Origin of the sequence: Flavobacterium ginsenosidimutans (genome assembly GCF_003254625.1) — a bacterium.
In the GTDB taxonomy this organism is placed as follows: domain Bacteria; phylum Bacteroidota; class Bacteroidia; order Flavobacteriales; family Flavobacteriaceae; genus Flavobacterium; species Flavobacterium ginsenosidimutans.
The window spans coordinates 18,326-42,095 of the sequence record NZ_QJRJ01000082.1; the positions used below are offsets into that span (position 1 = coordinate 18,326).

27 protein-coding genes are annotated in these 23,770 nt (G+C 31.7%); 12 read left to right on the forward strand and 15 right to left on the reverse strand.

Annotated elements, in window-relative coordinates; genetic code table 11:
* The first annotated feature begins 114 nt into the window (after positions 1-114).
* The 9 genes from DM444_RS20650 (at position 115) to DM444_RS20690 (ending at position 8,813) form a co-directional block, all read left to right on the forward strand.
* Positions 115-1,113 (forward strand): glycosyltransferase, encoded by a 999-nt coding sequence (locus DM444_RS20650; RefSeq protein ID WP_111290210.1) that lies wholly within the window; start codon positions 115-117, stop codon positions 1,111-1,113.
* Between the two features lie 2 nt (positions 1,114-1,115).
* Complete coding sequence (gene coaE, locus DM444_RS20655) at positions 1,116-1,712, forward strand: dephospho-CoA kinase (RefSeq protein WP_111290212.1); 597 nt, start codon at positions 1,116-1,118, stop codon at positions 1,710-1,712.
* A 59-nt stretch (positions 1,713-1,771) separates the two neighbouring features.
* A complete protein-coding gene (locus DM444_RS20660; protein ID WP_111290214.1) occupies positions 1,772-3,361 on the forward strand; it encodes a sensor histidine kinase in 1,590 nt (529 codons plus the stop codon).
* 3 nt (positions 3,362-3,364) lie between these two features.
* Positions 3,365-4,081 carry a response regulator transcription factor gene (locus tag DM444_RS20665; protein WP_111290216.1) on the forward strand — a complete coding sequence of 239 codons (717 nt, stop codon included), beginning with the start codon at positions 3,365-3,367 and terminating at the stop codon, positions 4,079-4,081.
* A gap of 645 nt (positions 4,082-4,726) precedes the next feature.
* The gene (locus DM444_RS20670) at positions 4,727-5,506 is read left to right on the forward strand and encodes a hypothetical protein (RefSeq protein WP_111290218.1); all 780 of its coding nucleotides are present in this window, start codon (positions 4,727-4,729) and stop codon (positions 5,504-5,506) included.
* 4 nt (positions 5,507-5,510) lie between these two features.
* Positions 5,511-6,902 (forward strand): RtcB family protein, encoded by a 1,392-nt coding sequence (locus tag DM444_RS20675; protein WP_111290220.1) that lies wholly within the window; start codon positions 5,511-5,513, stop codon positions 6,900-6,902.
* Between the two features lie 13 nt (positions 6,903-6,915).
* Entirely contained in the window at positions 6,916-7,527 is a 612-nt protein-coding gene (locus DM444_RS20680; RefSeq protein ID WP_111290222.1) for a hypothetical protein, read from the forward strand.
* A complete protein-coding gene (gene prfH / locus DM444_RS20685; RefSeq protein WP_111290224.1) occupies positions 7,515-8,204 on the forward strand; it encodes a peptide chain release factor H in 690 nt (229 codons plus the stop codon). Before DM444_RS20680 ends, prfH begins: the two co-directional genes overlap by 13 nt.
* A gap of 75 nt (positions 8,205-8,279) precedes the next feature.
* Positions 8,280-8,813, forward strand: a complete 534-nt coding sequence (locus DM444_RS20690; protein WP_111290226.1) for a hypothetical protein — start codon at positions 8,280-8,282, stop codon at positions 8,811-8,813.
* 203 nt (positions 8,814-9,016) lie between these two features.
* Here DM444_RS20690 and DM444_RS20695 read toward each other — a convergent pair whose 3' ends face one another.
* From DM444_RS20695 to DM444_RS20735, 9 genes are all read right to left on the reverse strand, one after another.
* Positions 9,017-9,763, reverse strand: coding sequence for an acyl-[acyl-carrier-protein] thioesterase (locus DM444_RS20695; protein WP_111290228.1), 747 nt, complete (start codon positions 9,761-9,763; stop codon positions 9,017-9,019).
* A 15-nt stretch (positions 9,764-9,778) separates the two neighbouring features.
* Positions 9,779-10,708, reverse strand: coding sequence for a tRNA (adenosine(37)-N6)-dimethylallyltransferase MiaA (gene miaA / locus DM444_RS20700; protein WP_111290230.1), 930 nt, complete (start codon positions 10,706-10,708; stop codon positions 9,779-9,781).
* A 153-nt stretch (positions 10,709-10,861) separates the two neighbouring features.
* Complete coding sequence (locus tag DM444_RS20705) at positions 10,862-11,701, reverse strand: ion transporter (RefSeq protein ID WP_111290232.1); 840 nt, start codon at positions 11,699-11,701, stop codon at positions 10,862-10,864.
* Positions 11,702-11,729: 28 nt separating this feature from the next.
* Positions 11,730-13,091: an exonuclease domain-containing protein gene (locus DM444_RS20710; RefSeq protein WP_111290234.1), complete on the reverse strand. Its 1,362-nt coding sequence runs from the start codon at positions 13,089-13,091 to the stop codon at positions 11,730-11,732.
* A gap of 49 nt (positions 13,092-13,140) precedes the next feature.
* Positions 13,141-13,794 (reverse strand): YggS family pyridoxal phosphate-dependent enzyme, encoded by a 654-nt coding sequence (locus tag DM444_RS20715; protein WP_111290236.1) that lies wholly within the window; start codon positions 13,792-13,794, stop codon positions 13,141-13,143.
* Positions 13,785-14,315, reverse strand: coding sequence for a hypothetical protein (locus DM444_RS20720; protein ID WP_111290238.1), 531 nt, complete (start codon positions 14,313-14,315; stop codon positions 13,785-13,787). The genes DM444_RS20715 and DM444_RS20720 overlap by 10 nt, the downstream gene beginning before the upstream one ends.
* A 41-nt stretch (positions 14,316-14,356) precedes the next feature.
* Positions 14,357-15,244 carry a 3-hydroxyacyl-CoA dehydrogenase family protein gene (locus DM444_RS20725; protein WP_111290240.1) on the reverse strand — a complete coding sequence of 296 codons (888 nt, stop codon included), beginning with the start codon at positions 15,242-15,244 and terminating at the stop codon, positions 14,357-14,359.
* A gap of 94 nt (positions 15,245-15,338) precedes the next feature.
* A complete protein-coding gene (locus DM444_RS20730; protein WP_095927680.1) occupies positions 15,339-16,304 on the reverse strand; it encodes a Gfo/Idh/MocA family protein in 966 nt (321 codons plus the stop codon).
* A 132-nt stretch (positions 16,305-16,436) separates the two neighbouring features.
* Positions 16,437-17,435: an RDD family protein gene (locus DM444_RS20735; protein ID WP_111290242.1), complete on the reverse strand. Its 999-nt coding sequence runs from the start codon at positions 17,433-17,435 to the stop codon at positions 16,437-16,439.
* Positions 17,436-17,554: 119 nt separating this feature from the next.
* On the opposite strand from DM444_RS20735, the gene DM444_RS20740 reads away from it, so the two are divergent.
* Complete coding sequence (locus DM444_RS20740) at positions 17,555-18,196, forward strand: protein-L-isoaspartate(D-aspartate) O-methyltransferase (protein WP_111290244.1); 642 nt, start codon at positions 17,555-17,557, stop codon at positions 18,194-18,196.
* 28 nt (positions 18,197-18,224) lie between these two features.
* On the opposite strand, the gene DM444_RS20745 is transcribed toward DM444_RS20740, so the two are convergent.
* The 3 genes from DM444_RS20745 to smpB all read right to left on the reverse strand — a co-directional run bounded on the left by DM444_RS20745 (position 18,225) and on the right by smpB (position 20,538).
* Positions 18,225-19,274: a Fic family protein gene (locus tag DM444_RS20745; protein WP_111290246.1), complete on the reverse strand. Its 1,050-nt coding sequence runs from the start codon at positions 19,272-19,274 to the stop codon at positions 18,225-18,227.
* 85 nt (positions 19,275-19,359) lie between these two features.
* Complete coding sequence (locus tag DM444_RS20750) at positions 19,360-19,998, reverse strand: putative periplasmic lipoprotein (protein ID WP_111290248.1); 639 nt, start codon at positions 19,996-19,998, stop codon at positions 19,360-19,362.
* 84 nt (positions 19,999-20,082) lie between these two features.
* Positions 20,083-20,538, reverse strand: coding sequence for an SsrA-binding protein SmpB (smpB, locus tag DM444_RS20755; protein WP_111290250.1), 456 nt, complete (start codon positions 20,536-20,538; stop codon positions 20,083-20,085).
* A gap of 141 nt (positions 20,539-20,679) precedes the next feature.
* Between smpB and DM444_RS20760 the strand changes: the two genes are divergently transcribed.
* Both DM444_RS20760 and DM444_RS20765 read left to right on the forward strand, forming a co-directional pair.
* Complete coding sequence (locus DM444_RS20760) at positions 20,680-21,318, forward strand: outer membrane beta-barrel protein (RefSeq protein WP_111290252.1); 639 nt, start codon at positions 20,680-20,682, stop codon at positions 21,316-21,318.
* Between the two features lie 109 nt (positions 21,319-21,427).
* Positions 21,428-21,652, forward strand: a complete 225-nt coding sequence (locus tag DM444_RS20765) for a VF530 family protein (protein WP_111290254.1) — start codon at positions 21,428-21,430, stop codon at positions 21,650-21,652.
* 2 nt (positions 21,653-21,654) lie between these two features.
* Here the strand turns inward: DM444_RS20765 and DM444_RS20770 are convergent, their stop codons facing one another.
* The 3 genes from DM444_RS20770 to DM444_RS20780 form a co-directional block, all read right to left on the reverse strand.
* Positions 21,655-22,209, reverse strand: coding sequence for a DUF3575 domain-containing protein (locus tag DM444_RS20770; RefSeq protein ID WP_111290256.1), 555 nt, complete (start codon positions 22,207-22,209; stop codon positions 21,655-21,657).
* A 107-nt stretch (positions 22,210-22,316) separates the two neighbouring features.
* Positions 22,317-22,865 (reverse strand): GNAT family N-acetyltransferase, encoded by a 549-nt coding sequence (locus DM444_RS20775; protein WP_111290258.1) that lies wholly within the window; start codon positions 22,863-22,865, stop codon positions 22,317-22,319.
* A 12-nt stretch (positions 22,866-22,877) separates the two neighbouring features.
* A complete protein-coding gene (locus DM444_RS20780; protein ID WP_111290260.1) occupies positions 22,878-23,729 on the reverse strand; it encodes an aldose 1-epimerase family protein in 852 nt (283 codons plus the stop codon).
* Positions 23,730-23,770: the final 41 nt, after the last annotated feature.

Sequence of the window (23,770 nt, forward strand, 5' to 3'; positions counted from 1 at the left end):
AAGTAAAACGAAAAACCATCAGCCAAAAGTTGATGGTTTTTTTGTTAATATACCATATCTTTGTTAAAATTTTACAACATTAAAAATATACCCTTTAATAACGCGCATTCTGCTATGATTTTTTCTTTAATTATACCCGTGTATAATCGTCCGGATGAAGTTGATGAGCTTTTAGAAAGTCTCTCAAAATCTGATTATAATGAAGCTTTTGAAATTGTTCTTGTCGAAGATGGATCTTCAATTCCATGTCGAGATGTGGTGATGAATTATCAAGGAAAATTAAATATATCATATTATTTTAAAGAAAATTCAGGACCGGGAGATTCCAGAAATTTTGGGATGGAGAGAGCAAGAGGCGATTATTTTATCATTTTTGATTCAGATTGTATTATTCCGTCGCAATATTTGACAGAAGTTCGAAATGAATTAGACAGCAATTATGTAGATTGTTTTGGAGGTCCAGATAAAGCTCTAGATAGCTTTTCTGATATTCAGAAAGCCATCAATTTTGCTATGACTTCCTTTTTGACAACTGGTGGAATTAGAGGTGGTTCTGAGAAGATAAACAAATTTCAGCCGCGTAGTTTCAATATGGGAATTTCTAAAAAAGCTTTTGAAGCATCAAAAGGTTTCGGAAACATTCATCCAGGAGAAGATCCTGATTTATCGATTCGTTTATGGAATTTAGGTTTTGAAACAAGACTGTTTAAAGAAGCTTATGTGTACCACAAAAGAAGAATTGATTGGGAAAAATTTTCTATTCAGGTTAATAAATTTGGAATTGCTAGACCAATTTTAAATAGCTGGTATCCAGAACATAATAAACTAACTTTTTTCTTTCCTACCTTGTTTATTCTAGGATTATTATTAGCTTTTTTATTGTTAATTTTCAATATTGATATTTTATTACAATTATATTTCGTATATTTCGTTATAATTTTTCTTACAGCTAGTATTCAAAATAAAAGTATTAAGATTGGATATCTATCTGTAATTGCAGTGTGGAAACAATTTTTTGGTTATGGAACAGGATTTCTTAAATCATATATTAAAGTGATTTTGTTAAAGAAAAAACCACAAGAAGCTTTTCCGCGTATGTTTTTTAAATTATAAGAATGACAAAAGTTATTGGTCTTACAGGAGGAATTGGCAGTGGTAAAACAACTATTGCAAACTATTTTGAAGAAATGGGCGTTCCTGTTTATATCGCTGATGATGGTGCCAAAAGAGTAATGCAATCAAAAAATATTCTAGCAGAAGTGAAATCTGTTTTTGGCGGCAGTATTTTTGATGGAGAAGTTTTAGATAGAGCAAAATTAGCTCAGATCGTTTTTAATGATAAAGAACAATTAGCAAAATTAAATGCAATTGTGCATCCAGCTGTAAAAAGTGATTTTGAGTCTTGGATGAAAAAGCATGAAAATCATGATTATGTTATGTACGAAGCAGCCATTTTATTTGAAAGCGGACGTTATAAAGATTGTGATGTAATTATAACCGTTACAGCTCCAGAAGAAGTAAGGATAGAACGTGTTATAAAGAGAGATAAAACTACTAGGGAACAAGTTTTAAGCAGAATGAAAATGCAGTGGAATGACGAAAAACGAATTTCTGAGAGCAATTTCGTGATTAATAACAATAATCTTAAAAAAGCTAAAGAAGAAGTTGTTAAAATTCTTAAAATTTTAAATATAAAACAAAAACAGTCTTAAATGTTAATATTTGGTTAATGTATTATTTAGTATATTGTTAAAATATTAATTTTGTTTCGATGAATAAATTATTTTTTAGAATACTTGTTTTACTGATGAGTCTGTCCTTGATAGGGATAATTCTAGTGCAAGTGTTTTGGTTCAATTCTTCGTTCAAAAATAATGAAGAGCAATTTAAATACCACGTTACTCAAGTAATTGGAAATGTTGCAGACAAACTGGAACAACAAGAAGAGTACAGTTTCTACGACAAATACAACCGTATAAAAGACAGTACGGGGAAAATTCCAAAAAAAGAAGATTTACTGGAAGTACTTTATGTGCAAAGAAACCCAAAAACAAATAAAACAATTGTCTATTCGAGTACTTTAACATCGGAAGATTATGATATTAATGGATCGGTTTTTGATAAAAAATTCAGTAGTGAGCGTTTTAAAAATTTTAGTTCAAGAAGAGTAACTGAAGTTTATAACAACAACAACGGTATTGATAATAATAATTTAGGGCAAAGTATTATTCCGGATATTAGAACAGAAAAATCTGGAAGTTTAGATATTTTAAATAAAGTTCAACAGCAAATTCAATATAAAGACATTGCCGCTTTAACTCCAATCGAAGGGAGGATTACAAAAGACAAGCTTTATAAATTATTGAAGAAAGAACTTGAAGAATATGAGGTTAAAACGAAGTTCGAATTCGGGATATATAGTAGTGGAATTCCAACAAAGATTAAATCTGATGGATTTCATTCTTTAGATAAAGAGGCAACTTATAGTATTCCTATTTATACGGATAATGAAGGAAATAGTAGGTATGAATTATCGGTTACTTTCCCGCATAAAAAGAAATTTTTATTATCTGAATTGTTAAGTATAACTATTTTATCGATAGTTTTTACATTAATTATAATAGTTGCATACACAAGTGCGTTAAATCAATTATTGCGTCAAAAACATATTTCTGAAATCAAAACCGATTTTATTAATAATATGACGCATGAGTTTAAAACTCCAATTGCAACCATAAATTTAGCATTAGATGCTATCAGAAGTCCAAAAGTTATTGAAGATAAAGAAAAGGTTTATCGTTATCTTCAAATGATTAGGGATGAGAATAAAAGAATGCACGCTCAGGTTGAAAATGTACTGCGTATTTCTAAACTAGAAAAGAGAGAGTTGGATATTACAAAAGAACCAACTGTGGTTACAGATGTAATTGACGATGCGATAGAACACGTAAACTTAATTCTAGAAGACAGAAAAGGTACTGTAGTAAAGCATTATAATGCAGCAAGAACAACCTGTTTAATAAATGAAGTTCACTTTACAAATGTGTTGGTTAATATTTTGGAAAATGCCATTAAATATTCACCTGATGAACCAGAAATCGAAATCTTTACTGAGAACATTAAAGATATGATTTTGATAAAAGTGAGAGATCATGGATTAGGAATGAGTAAGATAGCTCAAAAACGAGTATTTGAGAAGTTTTACAGAGAACATACTGGAGATCTTCATAATGTGAAAGGACATGGGTTAGGACTTGCTTACGTAAAGAGAATAGTAGAGGATCACAATGGTCAAGTATATGTAGAAAGCGAAAAAGGAAAGGGTAGCACCTTTATAATAAAAATACCATTAATAAATTAAAATATGGAAAATACTAACAAAAGAATACTTTTAGTAGAAGATGACCTAAATTTTGGGGCGGTTCTTAAAGATTATCTAATGTTAAATGACTTTGAAGTTACTTTAGCTAAAAACGGTATGGAAGGTTTCGAAAAATTCAAGAAAGATGTATATGATTTATGTATTCTTGATGTCATGATGCCTTATAAAGATGGTTATACTTTAGCCAAAGAAATTAGAGAAAAGAACAGTGAAGTGCCAATTATCTTTTTAACAGCAAAATCTATGAAAGAAGATGTGTTAAAAGGTTACAAAGCTGGTGCTGATGACTATTTAAATAAACCTTTTGATTCAGAAGTTCTTTTAATGAAAATTAAAGCAATCATTCAAAGAAAATCTGCTGATACAAAAGCTGAACAAGTGCAGTTTGAATTTAATATTGGTAAATTCCATTTAAATTCAAAACTTAGATTCTTGACTTACCAAGATGAAGAGCCAATCAAATTATCTCCAAAAGAAAATGAATTGCTTAAAATGTTGATTCTTCACGAAAATGATTTAATGCCGAGAGAATTAGCTTTAACTAAAATCTGGAGAGACGACAACTACTTTACTTCAAGAAGTATGGATGTTTACATCGCGAAATTGAGAAAATATCTAAAAGCAGATGAAGATGTTGAAATCTTAAACATTCACGGAGAAGGATTCAGATTAGTTGTAAAAAGCAAAGTTACTGAATAACAAATTCACTATAAATAGTATAAGCCCTGAGAAATCAGGGCTTTTTTTGTGTTTAGGAATGAAATTTAGCATCCAATGTCACCAATTGCCATTAGTTTATAGATAATGTAAATCGTAGAGATGCACTGTATTGCGTCTACACAAAGTGAATCATCATCTTTATCGAATTACGATTGTGTAACTTCCTTCGTCGAATTGACAGACAAAGCTAAAAATAATTAGAATTTGGATTTTTTTATTGAATATTTTAAGTTGAATTTATTGTGTTTATAATTTTGATTTTCAAATAGATAATGTGTGTTTTTAAAGTGAATAAAATGTGTGATTTATTTTTGACACGAATTTTCTTTAAAATAAATTTGGAAAATCAAAAAACAATTCTGAATATTTGCAAACGAAAAAAATAATAACCCTTTAAAACGAAGAAATAGTGTTTGTACTTACATCGACATCTCAGAGCTTTACACCAAATGGTTTTGGTGAAGTGATTCTTCGTGGCTTATTTCAATCTTAGAAATACATTTTTAGATATATAAAAAAGCCCGAAGACTATAAGTTTCGGGCTTTTTTTATTCTAGACACTTCAAAATTTTCCCGAAAATCGATTTTTAGAATTTATCCTTGAGGATAAAAGGTTAAGCCTTTTTGGCTGTTAATTTAATGCACGATAATTTTTTTATGGAAAATTATACGGTAGATGAGTATGCTTTATGTACTCGTTTTAAAAGTAAAAGAAGAAAGAAAAGATTAGTAAAAGAAGATTTTGAAAGACAATTAATCCAACTGGACAATCTTGAAAAAAAACTTTGGAAACAGCGTAATAACTTGCCTTGGATCCTGCTTGATGAGCCTTATCAAAAAGGATGGCAACGTCATTTTAAATTAAGAGATGATGTTGTAAGATCAAGTGAAGCAGAATTTTACAAAACTCTGTTGGAAAAGATAAATACTTGGCAATTTTCTTCGGATAAAACCTTTAAAAAAAGGAAAAGTAAAAAGAGAAAAAATGCTTCTTCTGTGCAAATTCAAAAGCTAAAAGAATTTACTGAAAGTGAATGGAACAGCCCGAAATTGGAATTGTCAGAAAGAGAAAAAGTACATTTTAGCAAGCAAGAACGTTGGAGTAAAGTTTTTGAGAGATATAGAATTCATTATGTGTTTAACGAGCCTTGGCGCTATGTACTTCAGGTAAAACCTTACATGATTACGCACAAAAGAATGTTGGATTCTGATTTAGAAAGTGAAATTCAGCTTATTTTAAATTATACTTCAAATTATAATCTTAGAGGAAAAATAAACAGATTAGTAAAGGGGCTGTCTTATAATTGGGGGTATTTTCAAAGTGAAAACCCAAGAGAGATAAGTCCAATAAAAAATAAAAGTCTACACCTATTGTATCAGCAATATGTAGATGAAATGATATAAAATCATGGGAAATAAATTATCTGGAAAAGACCTGATTAAATTAGGTTTTCCAAAGAACAATTCAATAAATATAGCTTTAGGGCAAATAAACAGATATAGAAAAAGAGAAAAAAAGGAATCTATTCTAACAGAAGCAAAAGACGTATTGTTAAATCCTGAAAAATATGAAGGAAACGGAACGTGGGGAAAAGTTGCTGAAGGTTTAATCAAGCCTGTTCAAGTAAGAATGCATCAGTTAAAAACAACGAGAGCACCTTTTTCGATTTTTGGCGAAAACGAAATTGATCAGCAAGCTAAATTTCAATTGTATGATTCATTGAAACTGCCAATTTCGGTTGCTGGAGCTTTAATGCCAGATGCGCATTCGGGTTACGGATTACCAATTGGGGGAGTGTTGGCGACTGATAATGCGGTTATTCCGTACGGTGTTGGAGTTGATATCGGATGCAGAATGAGTCTTTCGATTTTTGATTTGCCAGCTTCTCATTTCAAAGGAAGAGAACATCAATTAGAAGCAATTTTAAGAGATAATACCAAGTTCGGAATGAATGAAGTGCAATCTTCAAGAGTCGATCATGAAGTTTTTCATAAGAGCGAATTTCAAGATATTCCGTTGTTAAAAAATCTTTTGCCAAAAGCTTACAAACAATTGGGAAGCTCAGGTGGAGGAAACCATTTCGTAGAGTTCGGAATTGCAAAAATTGATAATCCGGAGAATGAATGGAAATTGGAAAAAGGAGAATATTTTGCTGTTTTATCCCACAGTGGTTCTCGCGGATTGGGGGCTAATATTGCAAAACATTACACGTATTTAGCGACTAAGCAATGTCCGTTGCCGAAAAATGTGCAGCATTTAGCTTGGCTGGATTTGAATACACATGACGGTCAGGAATATTGGCTGGCTATGAATTTAGCTGGAGAGTATGCAAAAGCTTGTCACGATGATATTCATAGAAGAATTGCCAAAGCGATCGGGAAAAGAGTAGTGGTAACTATAGAAAATCACCACAATTTTGCTTGGAAAGAAATGGTAAACGGTCAGGAATGTATTGTGCATAGAAAAGGAGCGACACCTGCAGGTGAAGGTCAGTTGGGAATTATTCCTGGTTCGATGACAGCACCAGGTTTTATTGTGAAAGGAAAAGGAAATCTGGAGAGTTTGAACTCAGCTTCGCATGGCGCTGGACGTTTGTTTTCTAGGGCTAAATGTAAAAGCAGTTTTACGCAAAGTCAGATTAATAAAGAATTGAAGAAACACGATGTGACTTTGATTGGCGGTAATATTGACGAAGCTCCAATGGCATACAAAGACATTACAAAAGTGATGGCAAACCAAACAGATTTAGTTGAAGTTTTAGGAACATTTACGCCTAAAATTGTTAGAATGGATCGCTAAAAATTAAAAAATTATGGAAAGATTTCAAGACGAAAATAAATGGCTGGGAAGCTTTTATAATGAGATTTTGGTTAAGTGTCCAAAATGCGAATCGAAAGCAGCTGTCAAAGAAGAATTAAAGGAAAAATGTGAATGTGGAAAATGCCACAGCATGGTTTTTGAATGCAAAAAATGCTTTTATAAAATAAAAGAAGCTGTGTATCAATACATCGCTTTTGGCAAAGAATATTGTAATAATTGCTACGAAAAATTTGAATATCATTCACAACCATTAAAAGAGAAACCTTTAACGTACAAAACGAAATGTCCTCATTGCAATTTTCAAGAGGAATGGAAAACGAAAACATATAGAGTTAGAGAAGAATCAAAACTCGACAATGGTTTAGTGAGAGAAATGTGGTATGATTTACCGCTTTGGTTTCAAAAAGAATTTGATGGGAAAATCTTTTGGGCGTATAACCTTGATCATATTGATTATTTGGAAAAATATATTGGTGCTGATTTAAGAGAACGCAATTCAAAAGCAAATTACACATCAAGTTTGGTGGCTCGTTTACCGCAATTTGTAAAAGCAGCAAAAAATAGAGAAAAGCTGCTCAAAATTTTAAAGAAATGGAAAGAATAATTCAGATAACAGCGGGTCGCGGACCTGCAGAATGCACTTGGGTGGTTGCCCAAGTGCTTAAAAAAGTTTTGGAAGAAGCACAAGAACAGCAATTGGAAACGGTTTTACTGCAAAGAGAAGCTGGAATTGAAAATGGAACTGTAGAAACTGCTTCGATCGCTATAAGAGGAAAAAATGCAGATCAGTTTGTGAATTCTTGGATAGGAACAGTTCAATGGATTGGTCATAGTCAGTTTAGGAAAATGCACAAGCGCAAAAACTGGTTTATTGGAATTTTTGAAATCGAACAACAGAAAAATAACTTGTTTTCTGAAAACGATATTCAATATCAGGCAATGCGAAGCTCGGGAGCAGGAGGACAGCATGTAAATAAAGTAAGTTCTGCGATTCGGGCAACTCATATTCCGACAGGAATTGCAGTAGTTTCAATGGACAGCCGTTCACAGCATCAAAACAAAAAACTGGCAACAGAAAGATTAATTAAAAAACTAGAAGACGAGAAATTACTTCAGCTTAAAAATCATGTGGGAAAACAATGGGAAAATCAGCTTAATATACAGCGAGGAAATCCTGTGAGAGTTTTTACTGGAAGTGATTTTAAAAAGAATAAAGTGGAGAAAAGTTACAAAGGAACTCGTCAAAAATTGAAGAACGATTTGCGGAATGAGCATAATTAAAAGTTGGTCGCAATAAACGATGATGATATGCGAATTATATGTGACCAAAAAAAACAATAAATATCGACACATAAAATGAAAACAATTGATAAATACCTTTTTCAAGCATTGGATAATTACCCTTATTCACTTGAAGAAACTATAGAATCTTTGGATTATGCTTTTTCTTATGATAATAAAAATACAATGGTTTTGTGTTTATACGGAAGAATTCAGGCAGAGCAATTAATGAATTATGAAGAAGCGAAATCTTATTTTCAGGAAGCTTTAGCGATTAATATTCATGCTCTTGAAGTTTATCCGTATTATTTGCAGACTTTAATTGTGAATGAAGATTTCGAAGAAGCTCAAAAATTGATTGACTTTGCTTTGACTATTAAAGGAATAAATAAATCAATGATTTTTGTAAAGAAAGCTGTTTTGTTAGAAGTGCAGCATAAATTTAAAGAAGCTTTGAAAGAAATTAAGCAAGCAAAATTATATTCTATTCAGCATGATTATGATTCTGGAATTAGTGAAGTAGAAAAGCGAATTAAAGATAAAGTAGATTTGTTGGAAAAGAAGAAACCTAAAGAAAAAAAGAAAAGTGCTAAAAAGAAAGCGAAATGATTTTGATTAACGAAAAACGATGCAACTTCGCATCGTTTTTTGTTTATTTTGATTGGGTGTACGCAAAGTTTGTCATTTCGACGAAGGAGAAATCTCCACGAGTAGCTCCGCAATGAGAGTCCAATCTTTATGGAGTCACTTGCGAAGATTTCTCCTTCGTCGAAATGACAAGACTGTGGGGATATTGTTAGATTAAAGAAATTTTATTTCCAGTGTAATTCTAATGCAAAACAATTTTTATCACCTTTTGTAATGCTGAATGTTGTTGCTGAATGATCTTCATTTTCATTTTCGTGGATTACAACCTGATCGTTTAGAGAAAGTTCTTTTAGGAAATTCATTTCGAAGCTTTTAACTTCTTGTTTTAGAATTCTTTTGGCATCGACATGATCTAAACACCATTCCAGATATTTTACATTATTCGCATGATTTACAATATCTAAATCAGATAAATAAACCGTTTTTTCAAAAACTGATTCTTTATCAGGATTAATGTTAATTCTAGAAAAACCTTCAACAGTTGCTCTGTTATCTGGGTAAAGTTCGAAATGTTCATAAGGCAAAGCTAAAGCTTCTGGACGTCGTGCTTTGGTATTAAAAACAGCCCAATAAGTTTCACTACCAACAATCTTTTTTCCGTTTACATACATTTCAAGCGCACGAACCGAACGTGAATTTTCAAGACTATTAATCCAAGTTTTTACCGTTACAACATCCTGCCATTTTGGTAAAGCAGTTATTTCTACACGCATTCTGCTTAAAACCCAAGCCTGATCAAATTCCTGCATGTCTGTAAAGCTGATTCCGCCAACTTCTGAATGCGCAGCAGCGGTAAGCTGTAAAAGATTGCATAAATCGGTGTATTTTAAGTAGCCGTTTGGCGTACATTGTGTAAAATTAATTTCCCAGTCTTTACTCAAAACTGATGTGAAATTTGGTGATATAGGCATTGCTAATTTTAGATTTTAGATTGATGATTTTAGATTTTCTTCGATGCAATGAATAATCTCATTTCTGTCGGTCGAATAATCAAACCATTTGGTGTTTTCATTTCGTTTGAACCACGTTAACTGTCTTTTAGAAAATCGGCGTGTGTTCTTTTTTATTTCTTCAATTGCGAATGGCAAAGTGAATTCTCCGTCAAAATAACTAAATAATTCTCTATAACCGACCGTTTGTAAAGCATTTAACTCTTTGTTGGGATAAAGTGATTTGGCTTCTTCCAGTAATCCCATATTGATCATGATATCGACGCGTTGGTTGATTCTGCTATAAATAATTTCTCTGTCGGCGTCTAAGCCAATTAAAATAGGAGTGAAGTTTCTGTTGTTTTTCTTCAAATTTAGAAATGAAGAATATGGTTTTTGTGATCCTATGCAAACTTCTACAAAACGCATCATTCGTTGAGGGTTTTGTAATGTCTGCGGATTTTCTATTGTTATTTTTTGATAATAATCTGGATCTAAATTTTGTAATTGCTCTTGAAGATATTCGATTCCAAGTTTTTCGTAATTTGAATTTACTTCAGATCGAACTTCTGGATTTATTTCTGGAAATTCATCAAAGCCTTTTAAAATAGCGTCAACATATAAACCAGAACCACCAATTAAAATTGCAAAATCATCATTTTGATATAATTCTTCGAGTTTTGAAAGTGCTTCTTTTTCGTAATCGCCAACGGTATAATTTTCAAAAATGGATTTGTTTTGAATAAAATGATGTTTCGCTGCGTTTAATTCTTCCTGACTTGGAACGGCGGTTCCAATAGTCATTTCTTTAAAAAACTGACGGCTGTCGCAAGAAATAATTTCGCATTTAAAATGTTGTGCCAAAGCAATGCTTAAGGCGGTTTTACCGATAGCTGTTGGTCCGACAATGGTGATTAGGTACTTCATATTTTTTAGCCCAGATGGAAATGGAAACCCCGGACTTATATTTGTTTGTTTTTTTGGAATAAAAGAGCGACCAGCGGAAGCTCCTTTTATGACTTTAAAAAAACAACAAAGATAAGGAGGAGTTGCAATGTACAGCTGGATTAGCTTCTTATTTTAATTATTTGGCAATTCTGTTCCGCATTGATAACAATATTTTGCGTTATCAAAATGGACTTGAGACTGGCATTTTCTGCATGTTTTTTTACTGTTTACAGCATTGTTTTTTAGACTGCTTTTTGCAAATTCGGCTGTAACAATTCCTGTTGGAACAGCAATTATTCCGTAACCTAAAATCATTACAAATGCTGCAATAAATTGTCCTAAAGGAGTTTGCGGAGAAATGTCGCCATAACCAACTGTTGTCAAAGTAACAATTGTCCAATAAATTCCCATTGGAATACTTGTAAATCCTGATTCTTTTCCTTCAACCAAATACATTATCGAGCCTATAATTATGGTGCTGATTAAAACGAAGTAAATAAAAACTAGAATTTTTTCTTTACTTGCGTCAATGGCTTCTTTTAACTGTAAGGATTGATGATTGATTTGCGGAATATGTAAAATTTTGAACAATCGAAGAAAACGCAATGCTCTTACGATTGATAAAATACTGGCACCAGGAAAAAAAATCGATAAATACATTGGTAATACGGCTAATAAATCGATGATTCCGTAGAAGCTGAATATGTATTTTATTGGTTTTTGAATGGAGATAATTCTCAGAATATATTCAATGGTGAAAAATATCGTAATTATCCATTCGCAAATCAGTAATTGGTCGTGATATTTAGAACTGATTCCTTGAACAGTATCGAGCATTATTAACAGAACACTCAGCAAAATCAAGCCCAAAAGAATTAAATCGAACATTCGTCCTAAGATGGTGTCAGTGCCATAAAGGATGATTTTGATTTTTTCTCTGAAGTGCTCGTATTTTGATTTTTTGTTTTTCATATCTAATAAGATGATGAAAGATTATATTTTAAAAATTAAGAATCTTTAATGACTTGCTTTTGCGGATGTAGCTTTGAATAATGTTCTTTACATCTCTGTTGTGCTGCATTGGGATCAGAATGTTTTTGAGTATATCAATATTTGTGATTTGATAATTTAAATCGTAATAAGCATAACCTTTGTAAGTTCCGTTTTCGATTAAAATCGCACTTCTTTCATTTATATTTCGGCCTCTGTCGATTAAGATCATGCTTTTATTTTCGAAACTGTTTTCTGAGATAAACTGCTGTACTCTTAAATTGTAAACTTCTGATGTAACTTCGCCAATACAAGCGCCGTCGCATTCTTTGATTTTATATTGAAAGCACTCTTTTTTGGTTTGATATAAACCGGTTAATTTTTGGCACAAATGATACTTTGTTGTAAATCTAAAAAGTGCATTTTTGCCTTCCTGTAAAGAAGCAAAAGATGTAATTTCTTTTTTACGTCCGTCTGCTTTTTCAAGTTTTAAATTGATATATCCGTTTGTATCTTTTTCAGCATATAATGCGAAAGGAAAAACGGTTTTCTTTTGCGAACGATTATATCTAGGACGATTGATTTTTACCTCTTGACTTTCTTTTAAAAGCGCAATTAGTTCGCTTCCAGTTTCATCGTATGTTATGGTGAAAACTTCAGCCTGAATTCTTTTGCTTTTGGTTGTAATTCCAGTAAAATGCTGATTGACTCTTTTTTTGATATTTTGGCTTTTGCCAATATAAATCAAAGTTCCACCTTCATTGTAAATATAATAAACGCCAGTTTTGGTTGGCATTTGGCTTAAAATGTCCAAGAATTTTGGAGAAATTCCTTTTTCGACTTCGAGTTTTATAAAATCTTTTACGATCGTTTTCTCTGTGTCTTTCTCCAAAAGCATTTTAAACAGCTTTGTCGTTGCCATAGCGTCTCCGCTCGCACGATGTCTGTCTGCCATTGGAATTCCGAGTGCACGAACTAGTTTTCCTAAACTGTATGAAGGTTGTTCTGGAATTAATTTTTTTGCTAATTCTACAGTACAAAGTGTTTTAGCTTCGAAATCGTAGCCTAAACGGCGAAATTCTGTTCTAAGGATTCTGTAATCAAAAGAAGCATTATGGGCCACAATTACGCAGTCTGAAGTAATTTCTATAATGCGTTTGGCGATTTCGTAAAACTTTGGAGCAGAACGCAACATTGCATTATTTATTCCAGTCAGTTTTACTACAAAGGGCTGAATCGGAATTTCAGGATTAACAAGGCTGATGAATTGATCAACTACTTCATGCCCATCAAATTTGTAGATAGCAATTTCGGTAATTCCCTCTTCATTAAATTGTCCCCCAGTGGTTTCTATGTCTAGTATTGCGTACAAATTCAGTATTCAGTCTCAGTTTTTAGTAATCAGTTAAAATCTATGGTAATTATCTTCCGCCAAAAATGCTGCTTCCAATTCTAACCATTGTGCTTCCGCATTCTATGGCCAATTGATAATCACCAGACATTCCCATTGAAATTGTTTTTAAATCAACAATTTGCAGTTTTTGGATAGAATCAAAAATAGATTTTAAATGTGTGAATTCTTTCTTTATTTGGTTTTGGTCTTCGGTAAAAGTAGCCATTCCCATCAAACCTAAGATACGAATATTTTTCAATTCTGCGAACTCTGTAGAAGTTAAAAGTTCGTTTAGTTCATTTTCGTCCAAACCAAATTTAGATTCTTCTTCTGCAATGTATATTTGAAGAAGACAATCTATAATTCTATTGTTTTTTAAAGCCTGTTTATTTATTTCTTGTAATAATTTCAAACTGTCAACACCATGAATCAAAGTGACATACGGTGCCATAAATTTGACTTTATTCGACTGAACATGACCAATCATATGCCATTGAATATCTTTTGGCATTTCTTCCCATTTTTCAGTCATTTCCTGAATTTTGTTTTCTCCAAAAATGCGCTGACCTGCTTCGTAAACCTGCATCAAGTCTGAAACAGGTTTTGTTTTTGAAACAGCAACAAGGGTTACGTGTTCAGGTAAACTTGCTTTGATTGTATTTAAGTTTGATGCTATTGACATTTTTCTATTTTTTCTTGGATTCTCATTATATCTAACTTTTCGTCAATTATAATTTTTTCTCCCTTGTATGTTTTAAAATCATTAAATATTTTGAGAATTTGTTCATCTGAAAACGTTTGAAATGAATTTATAGTGTAGCTATTTTTTCCGTTTTTTAATTTTAAATAAAAGGTAGTACTACACAAACCTCCCCGAGTAGACTTGCATTTTGCTTCAATTTTTGTTTCTTTTAAGGAAATTGACTTTTCCCATTTTGCATTGAAATCTTCACCTTCTAATATTATCTTGTTTTCATCAATTGTAACTAAATTGATAATACTTTTGAATGAATTTATAGCTAATGTAATGCATAATATTAAAAGAGCTAATTCAAGAAAATATGCGTAATATTTTAGATTTTTGTCTTCAAAAAATCGAGAAATTACGAATGAATAAATTATAAATATAAATAAGTAAGCAAAAGGTCTTTCACTAAAAATTCGAGCTTTTAAATTTTTATGTTCTCCCTCAAATGTAATCATATCTTAGACGAAAAGTATTCTTATTTTAGGAAATGGAAATACTAAATAAACTGCTTCGAGATTTTCTCTGCTTTTTTGCTTTCGCTGTAATCGTAAAAACCTTCACCAGATTTAACTCCAAGTTTTCCAGCTCTAACCATATTTACTAAAAGTGGGCAAGGAGCATATTTTGGATTTTTAAATCCGTCGTACATTACATTTAAGATTGCTAGACAAACATCAAGGCCAATAAAATCAGCTAATTGAAGAGGTCCCATTGGGTGTCCCATTCCTAATTTCATTACGGTGTCAATTTCGTAAACTCCAGCAACTTTGTTGTATAACGTTTCGATTGCTTCGTTTAGCATTGGCATTAAAATTCTGTTTGCTACGAAACCAGGATAATCATTTACTTCAACAGGAACTTTACCTAATTTTTCAGATAAAGTCATGATGATTTTAGTTACTTCATCGCTTGTATTGTATCCGCGAATGATTTCGACCAATTTCATAATCGGCACCGGATTCATAAAGTGCATTCCGATAACGCGTTCTGGATGTGCTACAACAGCTCCAATTTGTGTAATTGAAATTGAAGAAGTATTGGTTGCTAAAATGGTATTATGTGAGCAATATTCGTTTAATTGTTTGAAGATATTTAGTTTTAATTCAACATTTTCAGTTGCAGCTTCAACTACTAAATCTACGCCAACAACTCCGTCTTTTAAGTCTGTATACGTGATAATATTCGTGATTGTTTTAGCAACATCTTCCTGAGTAATTGTTCCTTTAGACAACATACGATCTAAGTTTGCCGCAATAGTTGCCATTCCTTTATCTAATGATTTTTCAGAAACATCGATTAATTTTACAGTAAATCCGCTTTGCGCAAAAGTATGTGCAATTCCGTTCCCCATTGTTCCTGCTCCAATTACAGCTATTGTTTTCATATTACTTTTAGTATATTATATTTTACAATTTAGCCACGAATTCACAATTTTATCGCGAATTTCGTGGCTAATTTTATTTTTAAAATTCTTTAAATTATTTATCGAAACAATCAATAATTTGATAAGCCACACGCAAAGCATCTGTAGCTTGCTCAAGTGTTACAACTGGCGTAGTATCTGTATTAATTGCATTTGCAAAAGATTCTAGTTCGTCCAAAATAGCATTGTTTTGCTCAACATCTGGATTAGTGAAATAGATTTGTTTTTTTACACCTTCAGCATTTTGAAGAATCATATCAAAATCTCCAGGAACTTCTGGCGCATCTTTCATACGGACCACTTCACATTTCTTTTCTAAAAAGTCAACAGAAATGTAAGCATCTTTTTGAAAGAAACGTGATTTACGCATATTTTTCAACGAAATTCTGCTTGCCGTTAAATTGGCAACACAGCCATTTTCGAATTCGATTCTAGCGTTGGCAATATCTGGAGTATCACTAATTACAGATACACCACTAGCGTGAATATCTTTTACTTTTGAGTTAACGACACTTAAAATAGCATCAATATCATGAATCATTAAATCTAAAACCACAGGAACATCTGTACCACGCGGGTTAAATTCGGCTAAACGATGTGTTTCTATAAACATCGGGTTTTCGATCATGTTTTTTGTAGCAATAAAAGCGGGATTAAAGCGCTCTACGTGACCAACTTGTCCTTTTACATTGTATTCTTTTGCTAAAGCAATAATTTCTTCAGCTTCTTCTACAGTATTGGCAATTGGTTTTTCGATAAAGATATGTTTTCCAGATTTGATCGCAACCTTTGCACATTTGTAGTGTGAAAGTGTTGGAGTTACAATATCAATCACGTCGACAGCGTGAATAAGTTTTGCAATTGTGCTGAAGTTTTTATAGCCAAACTCTTTTGAGATTCTTTCGGCATTTTCTTGATTTTCGTCGTAAAATCCAACTAATTCGTATTTGTCAGATTGTTGTAATAAGCGTAAATGTATTTTACCAAGATGACCAGCACCTAAAACTCCTACTTTTAACATGAGAATGTATTTTAAACAAAAATATAATTTATTTGTTGAACGTGAAAATGTATGCAGTAAAGATTTAGCGAGATCTCAATTTAAAGTCAATATTTTGAGTTTTAATTTAGATTTGCTAAAGAAAAAAAAGTATTAATATCTATTAAAATAATAGTATATCAACATGATGCAGAAGCTGATTCCTAAAACTAATAAATAGCGTTTTTCAATATTTGCATCTGCTTTTTTGTTTACAACATAAGTATCTGAGTAATCATCATGTAGGTTTTTGCCCATTAGAAAAGAAAAACTTTCGAAAGGAATAAATCGACATAGTGTCCTTTTTAAAATCATTGAAAAATCTGGCTGATTTCCATTTTCATCTGTAATATAACATCCTGTTAAAAATTTTGCAGGCGTTGATTTAAACAGAGATTCATAAAATAGGTAATATATAAATTTGATTATGTATATATAAAATAAAATAGAAAACTCTGTTCCAAAAGCGGTATATAATTTTTCATAAAAGGCTGTTAGAATAGTACTTCTTTCTGAGAACTCAAAAAAGCCGTAAGCAATGCTAAGTATTAATATTGTATCAATAATTAAATTTAGGAAGCGTTTAGATTTTGACGAATTTTCTAAAGTAATATCATCTGCAATTTCGGTGGTGCTAATGTCTCCAACGGCTTCATTTAAAGGTTTTATGATAATATAATAAGATATGAAAAGTATTATAACGTTAATTACTACACTGACTATTTTATAAAGTAAATATGGAGATGTTTTATTAGCATCTACAAAAACAAAATACGATAAACCTATAAGTCCACTAATGATTGCTATGCTATAATTAAAACTCAATAATCTTGTTTCTTTATATTTTGAAACATAATAAATTATGGAACCTGAAAGGAAAGTGAGATAAAAAAATAAATTTAAAAGCGAGAAAATCATTCCTCTAGATGAATTATTGCTAAAGCGTTCTGTTTCCAAATAAGTATTGAGTCCGGAAAAATAATGAGGTTTTAAACTTAAAATAATTCCGGTAAATTCATTAAGGTATTCGATCTTAAAAAACACAAGAAAAAAAGTGGATAAAATTCCAATTAGGGAGAAAAAGAAAGATAAAACGAGTAAAGCTTTTTTCATAAAAGATTAGATTTCATTTGGGTTAGTGCATAAATCAAAAATAGAAATTAAATCATAAAAAAGTAGTTGACTTTTGATAATTTGTTTTCTTATTTTTGCGAAAATAAAACCTACCCATTTTGAAAGATACAGCTAAACATCAAGGACTTCGTAATCAATTAGTAACGACTTTAGAGCAAAAAGGAATTACTGATAGAGCGGTTTTGGATGCGATAAAAAAAATTCCAAGACACCTTTTTTTGAATTCAAGTTTTGAAGATTTTGCCTATCAAGATAAAGCATTTCCTATTGGTGCGGGACAAACCATTTCTCAGCCTTATACAGTGGCTTTTCAGTCACAATTACTTGAAATTAAGAAAGATCACAAAGTTTTAGAAATTGGGACAGGTTCTGGTTATCAGACAGCTGTTTTATTTATGCTAGGCGCTAAAGTATTTACGGTCGAAAGACAAAGTGAATTATTTAAAACAACATCTAATTTGTTTCCAAAATTAAATATCCGTCCAAAGCACGTTTCTTTTGGAGATGGCTACAAAGGATTACCAAATTTTGCTCCGTTTGACAGTATTATAGTTACGGCGGGTGCACCATTTATTCCTCAGCCGTTAATGGCTCAATTAAAAATAGGAGGAAGACTTGTTATTCCGCTTGGAGAAGATGTTCAGATTATGACTTTATTAATCAGGAAAAATGAAACTCAATTCGAAAAACATGAATTTGGAGAATTTAGATTTGTTCCTTTATTAGAAGATAAAAATTAATGAGAAAGCCCGTTTTAAACGGGCTTTTTTATTGCGTAAGAATTGAAATGTATCTTTCTAGACTTTCTTTTTCTTTTTGAGCTATAAACAGAAAAAAATCTTCTTTGTCTTTTTTAGTTTGTGCTATTTCTAAAGCTTGATAATACTGCATTCGGTTTTCATAATCTCCTTTAATGTTGGCTATCGGATAACCTTTTTGCATTAGAATTAAATTCATTATTAATCTTGAAGTTCTGCCATTTCCATCAATAAAAGGATGAATTGTAACTAAACGTTCATGCATTTCGGCAGCAAGGATAACAGGATGCAATTTATTTTTATTGATTTCGTACCAAATAAAGTATTCCTCCATTTCTTGTGGAACCATTAAAGCTTGGGGAGGCATATGCGTACTCCCTTGTATCATGACCTGAACTTTTCTGTAACGTCCAGCATCTTCCGGAATGATTCCTCGAAGTATTAAATTATGAATAGATAAAAGATCACGTTCATTTAACGAGTTGCTTTTACTCATTAATTCTTTTATAAAACCAATAGCTTCTTGATGATTAATGGCTTCCAAATGTTCCCGCATACTTTTTCCAGAAATTGTCAAACCTTCATTGATAACCATATCCGTTTCACGAAGAGTCATTGTATTTCCTTCAATTCTATTACTTTCAAAAGTATATTCTAATTCGAGAGCTTGTTTAATTTTAAAGCTGTCAAACTGGCGAAAAGAGTCTAGTTTTTCTTTTAAAAAATCAATTTCTTTTAGGATTTTCTCTAACGAAGTAGATAGTTTAAGATTCGAAACCGTTTTGTTGTATTTGATTTCGTCTTCCGCAACTTTTAATGCTTTCAAAGCAAGATCATCATCACCAATTTCATAAAGAATCTTTTCTTTAAGCCATGCAATCATTAAAGTTTCGTAATCAATTTCTAGTAGTTGAGAAAGTTTGATTATCTGATCTTTTGTTGGTTTTCGAGTGCCAGATTCAAATTTGCTAATCAAAGCTTGATCGATACCAGCAAGCTGAGCTAACTCACGAGTTTTTAATCCTTTTTGTTCTCTAGCATTTTTTAAAAGCGATTTCATTTTATGAATAATTTAGTCTTGACAAAATTAGTCATTTTTTAAACAAAAGAAAAGCAGCATTTTAGAATACTGCTTTTTTGATATTTTAGTTTGGCGGAAGCGAACCGTCTTTTCTCATTTCTTTTACAACCGCCTGCATAATTGCATCGACAGTTTGGCCTAAATCGGTAACGTATTGAGATTCTGTTGTTCCTGTCCAGATTAATTTGTTTTGTTTTAATGAAAATACATTGGTTTCTACCATATAGGACGTAGTTTCTTGGTAATATCCCGGATCATAGAAAGCAGGAGAGTACATTCCGTACCAGTTTCCAAATCCATATCCGTACATTCCTGTATACATTCCGTCAAATCCGCCGTAGTACATTCCTGTATAGGTACCAGGTACGTAATTAACTTCTTTTTCTTTGCTGACTAAGCGCATACTAACAACGCCGTCAAAGTTCTCGTCTTGTAAAATTTTTAGTTTTTGTTCTTGTGTTAATTGTGAAGTTGCATTAAGATATTGATAAGAAGTTTTGAATACTGGATTACTCGCAGCAATTCTGTTCTCGGTAATTCTTCTCGAGGCTTCATCTTTGACTAAAGCAACAACCAAAACTTTTTTAAAATGTTCCTGAGTAATAGTAACGTCAGGATCTCTCCAGCTGTTTACAATAGAAGTATTACTGCCACAACTTGATAACGCTGCAATAGCGAAAAACAAAACGAAGTACTTTTTCATATTTTACAGTTAAATTGGTTACAAGTAAAAATAACTATAAAATATTAATAAATAGAGGTTTAGGTAAAAATTAAAAAAGCTTTTTTAATTAAAAGCTTTTTTAATACGGTCTAAATCTCGTTTAGTATCTTGTTCTTTTAGAGATTCGCGCTTATCGTAGTTTTTCTTTCCTTTACAAAGACCAATCTGTAATTTGGCTAATCCTTTCTCATTTGTAAACAATTTCAAAGGAATAATAGTCAATCCTTTAGCTTGAACACTTTTATGAAGTGTTTTTAATTCTTTCTTATTAAGAAGAAGTTTTCGTTCGCTTCTAGATTTATGATTGAACTGATTTCCAAATGAATATTCTTCAATGTAAGTGTTGATGGCAAAAAGTTCCATGCCGCTAAATTCACAAAAGCTTTCTGTGATATTCGCTTTTCCTAAACGTATAGATTTTATTTCGGTGCCTGCTAAAACAATTCCAGCAGTGTATGTATCGATTATTTCGTAATCGAATCGCGCTCTTTTGTTAAGTATATTGACTGATTTTATCATAGCTGCAAATGTAAGACAAAATTGAAAAATTTTATGATGGCTAAGATAATTAAAGTTTTTTTTTAATCTATGATTTTAATCAGTTCCAACAGAAAAGCTTACTTCTAAGTTTGTCTCATAATTTCAAAAACAAATTTAATAATGAAAAAAATTGTAACGCTAGTCGGCGTTGTAATTATGGGCTTAACCGCTAAAGCCCAGGATTCAACTCAAGGACTAAAAGGAGCTTGGTTTGTAACATCTCAATTTGGATATCAGCAGACTAAAACAGCAGACGCTAAAAACACCACTTTATCAGTATTGCCAATTGTTGGAACGTTTGTTACGCCTTCAGTTGCAGTAGGTGCAGCAGTTGGGTATATTAATATTAAAGCTGATTCTGATGCAGGAACGGCGGCTAAAACAGATTTAATTGTTGCTCAGCCTTTAGTGAGAAAATATTGGAATATTGCAAGTTCGCTTTATTTCTTTGGACAAGTAGCTGTGCCAATTATTACAGGTAAGGAGAAAGAAAGTGAATTAAAAGTAAACCAAGTTGGGGTGTCTTTATCTGGTGGATTGGACTATTTTGTAACAAAAAATTTCTCTGTAGAGTTCTCTTATGATTTGGCAAACTTTACATCAACAACTATCGATCCTAAAACTGGAGACAAAACTACAGTTACCAATTTTGGTTTAGCACACGTTGCAAATGTAGATCCGTTTTATAATACCGCTTTAGCGGGAAGTAACCCAAATTTGACTTCTCCTATTTCTATTGGATTTAAATTCGTATTCTAATTTATTCTTTGATTTGATTATCGTAAAATTCAATTTAGTAATTTTACAAAAAGAAAAGACCGTACTTTTCATAGTACGGTCTTTTTGATTATTATTTAAAAAGTATAAAATGCAAAATCAATCTAAAGATCCTCTTCACGGAATCACACTTCAAAAAATTGTCGAAATTTTAGTCGATTATTATGGCTTTGATACTTTAGGAGAATTAATTCCAGTTAAATGTTTTATTTCAAATCCGAGTGTGAAATCAAGTCTTACTTTTTTAAGAAAAACAGATTGGGCTCGTAAAAAAGTAGAAGAACTTTATATTAAAACACTTCCTAAGCTTAATTGATCTTATAATTTATAAGATATCATAACGCCTCCACGATAAGGAAGCCATTCACCACTTTTGTTCCAGTGAACTGCTTTTTCATATCTGCCTGGAGTTCCGTCATTATAATATCCGTGATAAAATCCTTGATGCCATCCGCCACCTACAAAAAAGTCAAGTAAAAATTTATCGTTTAATTTTAAGTTGTAACCAACTGTAGCTCCAATTCTGTAACCGAAACCATCTTCATAGCGGTTGCTGTCCCAATAATTCCATTTTTGTAATTCGTACTTATCTGCACCTACATGTGCTCCAGCATAAAAACCATTATATTTTTCTTTAAAATGGTAACGAACTTCTGGAGTTACAGTAACAAATTTCATAGGACTATGACCATTGAAAGATTCCCAGAAAGAAGCCATCACATCGGCGCTAAAGGTAGTTTTTTCTCCAATGCTTGTTTCAATTCCGATATTTGGAACTAAAAATAAGGCTGTAGCACCATTAAATTTTACAAAAGTCTGACTTTGTAATTGTAGACAGAATAAAAGAACAATTAAGGCGGGTATTTTTTTCATAAAAATGTTTTGGATTCAAAACAGCTTTTTAGCTGATTTTGAGCGCAAATATAACGTATAATGCTTTATATCTATTGCCTGTAAGATTATTTAACAGGAATAAAATCTTACTTTTCTAATAATGAATAAATTACCTTGTCAAGAAATTTTCCTTCCCAAAATTCTGCTTCTCTTAAATGAGCTTCTTTTACAAATCCGCATTTTTGTAATACTTTTTCTGAGGCATAATTTTCTGGATCAATTACAGCCTCAATCGAATGCAATTTTAGATCTCCAAAGCCATATTTGATAAGTTCCTTTACAGCTTCTGGAATAATTCCTTTTCCATGAAAATCAGGAGAAAGCATATAGCCTATTTCAGCACGATAATTTTCAGGTTGCATTCTATAAAAACCCATAATTCCTAGTAATTTGGGATTGCCTTTAAGTCTAACTCCCCAATTTATACCAGTATTGTTTTCAATTTTTTCATTAATCATATTAATATGTTCCAAAGCATCTTCGTAATTTTTTACTAAAGGCCTCGGAATATATTTCATCGTTTCAGGATTAGAACGAAGTTCAAAAACTTCATTTACATCTTTTTCTGAAATTCTGTCTAAAATTAAGCGTTCTGTTTCTATTATCGGAAACGGAGAAAAATTGAAATCCAACATTATGTCTTAAATTTATAATATAGTAATACTAAATTTTGCTTGAAAGTCTTTATTTTCTTCTAAAGTTAAAATCCCTTCTTTTTCATATAAATCACCTGAATTTTCATCAGTATCGGAATAACCTAGCCAAGGCTCTATACAGACAAACGGTGCGTTTTCTTTTGTCCAGATTCCTAAACTTGGAAAATCTTTATAATCAACTTTTACATAAGGTTTTAAATCTTTAAGAATTGTCAAAGATTTTGATTCTAAAGCTTTAAAAATCAAAGCATCATTTTTAAATAACTCATAATTTAAAGGAACTAAATTATCTTTTGTCTCTAAGATTTTAGTCTTAGACGAAATCAAATCATTTTCAAGAAGATAATACTTTAAATTTTCTTCTTTTTCGAATTTAAAAGCATAATCTTCAAAATTACCTGGAACTGCAATTGCCGGATGTGCACCAATTGAAAAAGGCATTTTCTCTTTTCCTTTATTAATCACTTTATATTCTAAGTCTAATGAACTTTCATTTAGAGTATAAATAAGCTGTAATTCAAATTCAAAAGGATATTTCTGCAATGTTTCTTCAGAAGATTTAAGAGAGAAAATCGCTTTGTTTTCTGTTTTTTCAATCAAATCAAATTCCATATCACGAGCAAAACCGTGACGTGGCAAATGATATTCTTTTCCATTAATTCTATAAGTATTGTTTTTCAAAGTTCCTACAATTGGAAAAAGAACAGGGGAGTGTTTGCCCCAAAAATCAGGATTTCCTTCCCAGATATATTCATTGTTTTGATTGTCTTTTATAGAAAATAATTCTGCTCCAGCATGTTTTATGGAAGCTTTTAATGTTGAATTTGAGATTGTTGTCGTCACAGTTGTAAAATGTAAAGTGGATGTCTTTTATAGAGATGTAA

Excerpts from the sequence above, each read along its gene's own strand:
- DM444_RS20680 (WP_111290222.1), top strand. The coding sequence starts at position 6,916 with ATGGAAAGATTTCAAGACGAAAATAAATGGCTGGGAAGCTTTTATAAT.
- miaA (WP_111290230.1), bottom strand. The coding sequence starts at position 10,708 with ATGAAGTACCTAATCACCATTGTCGGACCAACAGCTATCGGTAAAACC.
- DM444_RS20770 (WP_111290256.1), bottom strand. The coding sequence starts at position 22,209 with ATGAAAAAAATACCCGCCTTAATTGTTCTTTTATTCTGTCTACAATTA.
- DM444_RS20745 (WP_111290246.1), bottom strand. The coding sequence starts at position 19,274 with ATGAAATCGCTTTTAAAAAATGCTAGAGAACAAAAAGGATTAAAAACT.
- DM444_RS20705 (WP_111290232.1), bottom strand. The coding sequence starts at position 11,701 with ATGAAAAACAAAAAATCAAAATACGAGCACTTCAGAGAAAAAATCAAA.
- DM444_RS20750 (WP_111290248.1), bottom strand. The coding sequence starts at position 19,998 with ATGAAAAAGTACTTCGTTTTGTTTTTCGCTATTGCAGCGTTATCAAGT.
- DM444_RS20650 (WP_111290210.1), top strand. The coding sequence starts at position 115 with ATGATTTTTTCTTTAATTATACCCGTGTATAATCGTCCGGATGAAGTT.
- DM444_RS20690 (WP_111290226.1), top strand. The coding sequence starts at position 8,280 with ATGAAAACAATTGATAAATACCTTTTTCAAGCATTGGATAATTACCCT.
- DM444_RS20665 (WP_111290216.1), top strand. The coding sequence starts at position 3,365 with ATGGAAAATACTAACAAAAGAATACTTTTAGTAGAAGATGACCTAAAT.
- DM444_RS20715 (WP_111290236.1), bottom strand. The coding sequence starts at position 13,794 with ATGTCAATAGCATCAAACTTAAATACAATCAAAGCAAGTTTACCTGAA.
- DM444_RS20660 (WP_111290214.1), top strand. The coding sequence starts at position 1,772 with ATGAATAAATTATTTTTTAGAATACTTGTTTTACTGATGAGTCTGTCC.
- DM444_RS20725 (WP_111290240.1), bottom strand. The coding sequence starts at position 15,244 with ATGAAAACAATAGCTGTAATTGGAGCAGGAACAATGGGGAACGGAATT.
- DM444_RS20735 (WP_111290242.1), bottom strand. The coding sequence starts at position 17,435 with ATGAAAAAAGCTTTACTCGTTTTATCTTTCTTTTTCTCCCTAATTGGA.
- DM444_RS20730 (WP_095927680.1), bottom strand. The coding sequence starts at position 16,304 with ATGTTAAAAGTAGGAGTTTTAGGTGCTGGTCATCTTGGTAAAATACAT.
- DM444_RS20675 (WP_111290220.1), top strand. The coding sequence starts at position 5,511 with ATGGGAAATAAATTATCTGGAAAAGACCTGATTAAATTAGGTTTTCCA.
- prfH (WP_111290224.1), top strand. The coding sequence starts at position 7,515 with ATGGAAAGAATAATTCAGATAACAGCGGGTCGCGGACCTGCAGAATGC.
- DM444_RS20775 (WP_111290258.1), bottom strand. The coding sequence starts at position 22,865 with ATGTTGGATTTCAATTTTTCTCCGTTTCCGATAATAGAAACAGAACGC.
- DM444_RS20695 (WP_111290228.1), bottom strand. The coding sequence starts at position 9,763 with ATGCCTATATCACCAAATTTCACATCAGTTTTGAGTAAAGACTGGGAA.
- DM444_RS20720 (WP_111290238.1), bottom strand. The coding sequence starts at position 14,315 with ATGATTACATTTGAGGGAGAACATAAAAATTTAAAAGCTCGAATTTTT.
- DM444_RS20765 (WP_111290254.1), top strand. The coding sequence starts at position 21,428 with ATGCAAAATCAATCTAAAGATCCTCTTCACGGAATCACACTTCAAAAA.
- smpB (WP_111290250.1), bottom strand. The coding sequence starts at position 20,538 with ATGATAAAATCAGTCAATATACTTAACAAAAGAGCGCGATTCGATTAC.
- coaE (WP_111290212.1), top strand. The coding sequence starts at position 1,116 with ATGACAAAAGTTATTGGTCTTACAGGAGGAATTGGCAGTGGTAAAACA.
- DM444_RS20760 (WP_111290252.1), top strand. The coding sequence starts at position 20,680 with ATGAAAAAAATTGTAACGCTAGTCGGCGTTGTAATTATGGGCTTAACC.